Here is a 6,467-nt window from a genome sequence, read left to right as displayed (position 1 = left end):
TCGTCGCACACTTCGCCGGCTTCGCCAGCTAATCCTAAGGCAAATCCAATTACCGCTGCACCCGCTTCAGGACCTTTTTCTAAATGTGCCGCTGATGCAAACTTTTGATAATTATCAATAAAATCGCCCATAATTATTCCCCCGTTCTCCCGTGATATTCAATCAAGCGATCAATATACCACTTGGCTTTGTTAAGATCTTCAATCCCATTCTTGTGTTTATGGCGCAATAAATATTTAACTGATATTGCTACCAAAAATCCTTCGTACCCATTAAACGCGGGGTCCGAAACAATATCTTCCATGATTTCAATTGCCTCGCGTCGCGCTTGTTTATAGTGATCAGGATTAATTGCGTCATTTTCCACAAATCCCATTTTCGTCATTTTTTCCATGTTTTAATTCCTTTACTTTCTTTTATTTTTTGCATATTTTACCGGATCGGTTACACCATTCATCGCAAATGCTTTTTGTCGATCTATACATGTCGAACATTCGCCGCAGTGCACTTTTTGACCTTTATAACAAGACCAGGTCAAATGATAAGGTGCATCTAATTCTAAACCGAGTTTTACTAAATCGGCTTTCCGCTTCTTAACAAACGGTGTTACCATTTTAATTTTTTTACCGCTACCTAACCATAGCGCTCGTGCCTGATGCCTCACGAATTTTGCAGAGGTGTCAGGATAAGCCGCTGCACCTCCGTCATCTGCGTGTGCACCATAATATAAATCAATTTGTTCTTGTTTGAAAATGGATAGAGCAATTGCAGACGCAGCGCTTAAAAACATCCCGTTACGATAAGGCACATATGTGACCAGAGGCTCACGTTTGTTCTGAGCCTGGGATTTGTACGATCCTTCTGGTATAAGTGTTGCTGATTGAAACATAAGGGCGTTATCGCTGTATTTAAATATAGCATCCATATCCACGAGTATGTTTCTTACACCGTAATATTCGCTAACATTTATAGCAGCGGATATTTCGTTGCGATGTTTTTGTCCATAGTCTGCGGTTATAGTTAACACGTTTGCTCGGCCATAATTTTTAACAGCATAGGCAAGTAGTGTCGATGAATCAAGACCGCCTGATAATAAAACCACCGCTTTATTTTTTCTCATGTTTGTCTCCCCTTTCTTCAGGTTTATTCCAATTCATCCCCAGGTCCTTCACCGAGGTCTATATAGGCTTCTTCCCTCGAATCAACTTCATTATAATAAGTTATTTCTCTAACGACCACTTTGACTTTTAAATTGTTTTGCTGAAGCATTGCTTCTTTAACCGCTGCCGCATTTCTTTGTGCTTCTAATAAACTTTTGTAAGCCGCGGCATCTTCTTCATCGTTGGTTAATAAAACCATTTTACCAACCCCGTGAGCATTAAGGACGGAAATAATATCTAACACGAAGAACCTTATTTTGTCGTTACCTGTTAACGCACGATATTCGTGTCTCCGCCGCGTAATAGGGAATTCAACCGCGGTTATTTCTAAATAATAACTCATTTGATTAAACTAACACGAATTGCTTGATAACGGCCGTCTTCACCTTTTGTTAGGTCAAAGTCAACTTTATCACCGGGATCAAAACTTTTCGGCCCTTCCTGTAAAACTCCAGTGTGGTGCACGAAGATATCACCTTCGTGCTCCCCACTTGTAATAAATCCGTAACCTTTTTCGGTATCAAAAAACTTAATTTTTCCTACCATAATCTTTAAACTCCTTCCACTACTGGTCCGATGGTCATAAAGGTACCGCCTTTGGAACCTTTTTTCACGTTCAAAGTACATTCGACGTCGAGGATATATTGTTCAATTAAATCTTCCGTGATTAACGAAATATCATCAATTTCGTAACCGCCTAAGAATGTTGATAACGTCCGTTTAAAACGAGCCCATGCGTCAATTGTTTTTTCGGGAGTATCGCTTTCGAGAATTTGGTTAACCCACACGTGACGGTTTTCATAATCTCCGTCATTTAGAATAATTAATTCCCATACCGCCATCGGTTTTTGTGTCTCACGCGTAAGACGTGCTTCTAATTTGTGAACTTTACATAAGTAAGTTCCTTCTGGTAATTCGGCAAAGGAATCAGGGAGATTACCTTTTTCCAAGCCCGCCTTAACAAGATCTGTTAAGTGCGATAAATCAATGTTATCAAATAATGCCATAACTATTTATTTCCTTTCTTCGCATTAGCAATTTTTTCTGCAATTTCTCGATGAATACGCGCAATTCTTTCTTGCTGCGTTTCTGTAACCGGGACACTGCTTTTTGTCGGTTCAACCTTTTCAACCGGTGTAGGTTTAACTTCCTCTTTTTTAACCGGTGCAGGTTTAACTTCAACTTTTTCAACCTTTTCAACCTTTTCAACTTTTTCAACAGGTTCCTTAACTGGTTCAACTTTTTCAATAGATTTCTTAATTGGTTCAACTTTTTCAATAGGTTTCTTAACTGGTTCAACTTTTTCAACAGGTTTGGCGCGCGTTTTGGTAAGTTTGTCTTTATAATCGCTCGCGGTTTCTGTCATCATTTCTGACGAATCCGCTTTTACAAAACTACCCGCATTTGCAGGATCGGCTAAACGATCAAATAATTCGCGCACGCCCTCATAGGTGAGTTCGATATCTTCCAGCGCCACTGGAGTGCCATCAGTATCAGTAAACCGTGTCACACGGAATTCTTCTGACTTCGGTGTCAGAGACAACATGCGCACTGCAGTGCTCTCTTGGGTTCGCTCATTCGTGACATCTTTCCAATAACCACGTAATGTGAACCCTGTCCCGCTCAATGGTTTTAAAAACTTATCGTCGACGTTCGGGGTGTAAAAAGTATACTCCCTCCCTACCCGGTCTTTGATAGTAAGCTCCTTCTCGTGTGAGAGGAGAATAACATTAACTGGCAGCGCCCGTAATCTGTTAATTTGTGTCAAAACCTCTGAACGAATCATCTTATACACTTTACCAAAGGGTATATCACCTTCGTCTTGTATATTAAATTCGCGCAATTTAGCAGTTCTACATAAGTTATAAACACCTTCGAGTAAGTCAACAACAATTGTTTTGAACCCTCCGCCGTTAGTCATAACTAATTCTTCGACGATATTCACAAAACTGCTTGCGACGGCTTCTTTATCGCTGTTACCAGGATGTGAATACCAATGTTTAACAACAACCCCTGCAGCATCTAAATATTGTAAGTTGCCATCCGTGTTTAAAAATAACGGATCAGGGAATTGGTTTGCCCAGTAGGATTTACCGAATCCAGGCGGCGCATATAATAATATTTTTAATGCGCTGTTTGCCTCGCGCTTTACGCGAGAAACTTTTGGTAAAATACTCATAATTTCATTTCCTTTCTTTCTTTTACTCTTTTATATCGTGATCCGGTTTTAACAACCGGTTCATAATAACTTTAACTAATTCGTCGTCATACGAGTGAGACACGTGAAGAGGGTGTAATATTGAATCTTCCTTTCGCACCTCTTTAAACCAGCTTATCGTTTTTTGAAACGATAAATGATTTTCTCGTGAACGGATTTCGTAAGTATAACTTTCATCATAGAGCGAACCTTTGATCTTATCATAAATAATATTTTCATCGTGATTGCACTCAATGGCATACAAATCATACTCTTTAATGTCTTGTAAATGCCGAATCATATTCGTGTCCGTGGCGTGAACGATCTTATAACCATTATTAATAATTATTGAATAACCGACGTTTGGCACATCGTGGAATAATGGTAATACTTTGATTAGATACGGACCGGCGACATATTCTTTGCTCGTTTTCGTTATTATAACGCGCGTATGAGGCCTTTTAAGCGCTAAAAATTCTTTTTTCATATAATTCGGTACCATCCATGTAATTTTTGGATATAACGCGCATATTGTAGCGATCGTCGACGGAGCGAAATGATCGCCGTGAATATGTGTGAGTAATACGAGCTTCACTTTATCCAGGTACGGTTGTAATGTTTTAAAAGGCAGTCCACAATCAACCATTATCTTACCTTCATCATATAATACTGCGTTACCCGCGGAACTTGAACCAATAACTTTAATCATTTCTTACTCCAAATCATAATCATAATCATTGATTAAAAGAAATTCTAATAATTTTTCAAGCTGCGAAGGAGTCGCTTTGACGGTCAATGAATAATGAGACAATTCTTCGACCTCGATAACAAAATCTTCTTCTGCTTCTTCTACTTCTTCGGGCGTTGTAATTTCTTCTACTTTATACATTTCACGCGCAAGTGCTTCGCGCGCTTCGCGTTCTTTAATTTCTCGTGCTAATTGTTTTTCAACAGCAATATCATTATTTAGTTGTGTAATGGCCTCGACCAAATTAAAATTAGTGCGTAACCAAATTGCATATAAACGCCCTTCGTTTTCACCGTAAGTTTTGATTATATTTAAACTCTTGAGGATATCATCGATGTAGTTATCAATTGATAACCGAATTTGTTTTTTATTCGCATAATTAATTCGAATTTGATCAAACTCAATTACACCGGGGTTGTTAACCGCCAAGCGCTCATTAAGGTATTCGAGAGCGTAATCTTTTAGTTCTTGATCCTGCTCACGCTGAATCTTATCAATAGCCTCTTTTAATGTTTTATCGGTTTCGTCGTAAAGAGTTTTAATTTTTTTCTTGTATTCTTCTTCAAAAACATTATAGTCCTTTAAAAGCAACTCTTTAATTTTTTTGCGCTGTTCTTCATAATCTTTAATTTCTTTATTTAAATTGGCCCGGGTATCTTTTAATAATTTCTTATTTTCTTCCGTGGGTTCAATCTCTTCGATTCTTAATTCAGCAATTCTTTTCTTTACAACAAGTGCGAGCTCATCGACTGATGAACGTATTGTGGGCACCGCGGTGATTCTGATCACGTCTGGTAGTTGGGTCATAACATTTACTCCTTTATTCTTTATATCTTTATTATATATGAATTGTTTTCATATGTCAAGCAAGGTAATTATTTTTTTAATTCTTTTTCTTATAATTTTATTATACCGTAAATAATATTAAAGGTCAAGCGATATTTCTTTTGTTTTTGCCTCTTTTAATTTAAAATGTTCGCGCACAAGTGATTTGTAACCGAGTTTATGTAATTCGTCATAACTCATCTTACCCCCGACTTCTTTACATTTCTTTAATAAATACAATTCAATCTCTTTAAATTCATCGTCACCGGCGCCGATGACGAGCGGGCTATACCATCGTACCCATCCGCGCTCGCTTTCGCTACCAGTCGCATACAACTTGTCATTTATACCTCTCAAGTATGTTCTTAATAATTGCCGCCGCGTTCGTTTTAAACCAATTTTATCAAACTGATAATTGAACCAGTGCGCGCGACGTCGGATCGAACTCTTTATCTTCTTAACTGCTTTCCTGCTAATACGAATATGATGCTTATTTATGGTGACACCCAGAAAAGTTACTTCGTTAATACCACTATCAGTTTTGTTTTCATTTGCTCTTAGAGCGCGCTCATTGAGCGCAGAAGTAAATAAATCGATATCGCGCGAAAGTTTATTTTTGTTTTTAGCCATAATTAAAATGTCGTCGGCGTAACGGAAATAAATTACTTTCGCGTGATCCATTTTTTTATCGAGCGGGGTTAAATATATATTCGCCAATAGGCCTGCGGTTGGTAACCCAGCGCCCACACCTTCGGGGATTATGTTAATTAAATCATTAAAGAAGTTTATTAGTTTTTCGTCACCGGCGAAAAAGTCTTTTATTTCTACCCGTAATTTTTCCTGATTTATTTGGTTGAAAAAATCCTTCAAGTCGGTCTTATAATAGTGAGGGGTATTCACAAATAATTTTTTTACTTTTTTAATATTATAATTCACTGACCGACCAGGAATATAAGCGATCGCTGATCTGCTGAATTTATTTATATATATATTATTATTAAGGATCACCCAGTTTAAGAACTTCAAATACGTCTGGTACGGCTCAGGAAAAGTGAACACCGTGCGGGGTTTATCGTTGCGGTATTTCTTAAGTATCTTTTTTCGCGGTGCTGGGAAATCGAAATCAACTTTAATTTTGTCCTCAATTATGTTCGTGACGGTTTTGGTTGCGGCAGCGTCACGGGTGATGCGTTCAGGATCCGTTAAGTGTGTGTGGAACGCTTCCCAAGTGTTTTTGTCGAAAAATAAATCAATAATGCTCATAATTTTTACCTCATCTTTATTATATATAGAAAGTGAAGAAAGATCAAGGCTTATAATAGATAATTTTTTTGTTGCTGTGAAAAGCGCTAAAGTGGCGAGAGCGTTAAGAGAAAATGAGAAAAAAGTGTGAGAAGTAAAAACAAAAAATAAATAAAAGTCAAGAATTTTTGAAAGTCTTCTATATATATATTTATAATATTTCTCTCTCTCTTTGCGATTTTCTGGGTTTATATTTTCTATATTATATATATTATATATATAATATAAATTTGTT

Annotated in this window: 9 protein-coding genes; all 9 read right to left on the bottom strand. The window is 37.5% G+C overall.

Annotated features, from left to right (window positions below):
- Nucleotides 1-133 precede the first annotated feature (133 nt).
- The 9 genes from M0R38_10385 to M0R38_10345 all read right to left on the bottom strand — a co-directional run bounded on the left by M0R38_10385 (nt 134) and on the right by M0R38_10345 (nt 6,193).
- Nucleotides 134-394 (bottom strand): DUF3310 domain-containing protein, encoded by a 261-nt coding sequence (locus M0R38_10385; GenBank protein ID MCK9482151.1) that lies wholly within the window; start codon nt 392-394, stop codon nt 134-136.
- Between the two features lie 12 nt (nt 395-406).
- Nucleotides 407-1,120, bottom strand: a complete 714-nt coding sequence (queC, locus tag M0R38_10380; protein ID MCK9482150.1) for a 7-cyano-7-deazaguanine synthase QueC — start codon at nt 1,118-1,120, stop codon at nt 407-409.
- A gap of 23 nt (nt 1,121-1,143) precedes the next feature.
- The gene (locus tag M0R38_10375) at nt 1,144-1,503 is read right to left on the bottom strand and encodes a hypothetical protein (GenBank protein ID MCK9482149.1); all 360 of its coding nucleotides are present in this window, start codon (nt 1,501-1,503) and stop codon (nt 1,144-1,146) included.
- Complete coding sequence (locus tag M0R38_10370) at nt 1,500-1,706, bottom strand: cold shock domain-containing protein (GenBank protein ID MCK9482148.1); 207 nt, start codon at nt 1,704-1,706, stop codon at nt 1,500-1,502. Before M0R38_10370 ends, M0R38_10375 begins: the two co-directional genes overlap by 4 nt.
- Nucleotides 1,707-1,711: 5 nt before the next feature.
- Nucleotides 1,712-2,167 (bottom strand): DUF669 domain-containing protein, encoded by a 456-nt coding sequence (locus M0R38_10365; protein MCK9482147.1) that lies wholly within the window; start codon nt 2,165-2,167, stop codon nt 1,712-1,714.
- A 2-nt stretch (nt 2,168-2,169) separates the two neighbouring features.
- Nucleotides 2,170-3,339: an ATP-binding protein gene (locus M0R38_10360; protein MCK9482146.1), complete on the bottom strand. Its 1,170-nt coding sequence runs from the start codon at nt 3,337-3,339 to the stop codon at nt 2,170-2,172.
- A gap of 22 nt (nt 3,340-3,361) precedes the next feature.
- On the bottom strand, nt 3,362-4,066 hold the full coding sequence (locus M0R38_10355) for an MBL fold metallo-hydrolase (protein MCK9482145.1): 705 nt from the start codon (nt 4,064-4,066) through the stop codon (nt 3,362-3,364).
- Nucleotides 4,067-4,069: 3 nt separating this feature from the next.
- Nucleotides 4,070-4,912 carry a DUF1351 domain-containing protein gene (locus tag M0R38_10350; GenBank protein MCK9482144.1) on the bottom strand — a complete coding sequence of 281 codons (843 nt, stop codon included), beginning with the start codon at nt 4,910-4,912 and terminating at the stop codon, nt 4,070-4,072.
- A 117-nt stretch (nt 4,913-5,029) separates the two neighbouring features.
- Nucleotides 5,030-6,193, bottom strand: coding sequence for a reverse transcriptase domain-containing protein (locus M0R38_10345; protein MCK9482143.1), 1,164 nt, complete (start codon nt 6,191-6,193; stop codon nt 5,030-5,032).
- Between the last annotated feature and the right edge of the window lie 274 nt (nt 6,194-6,467).

Source organism: Bacteroidia bacterium (assembly GCA_023228875.1).
Lineage (GTDB): Bacteria > Bacteroidota > Bacteroidia > NS11-12g > UBA955 > JALOAG01.
Note: the sequence above shows the minus strand (reverse complement) of the source record. Positions and strands in the feature narration are given on the sequence as shown.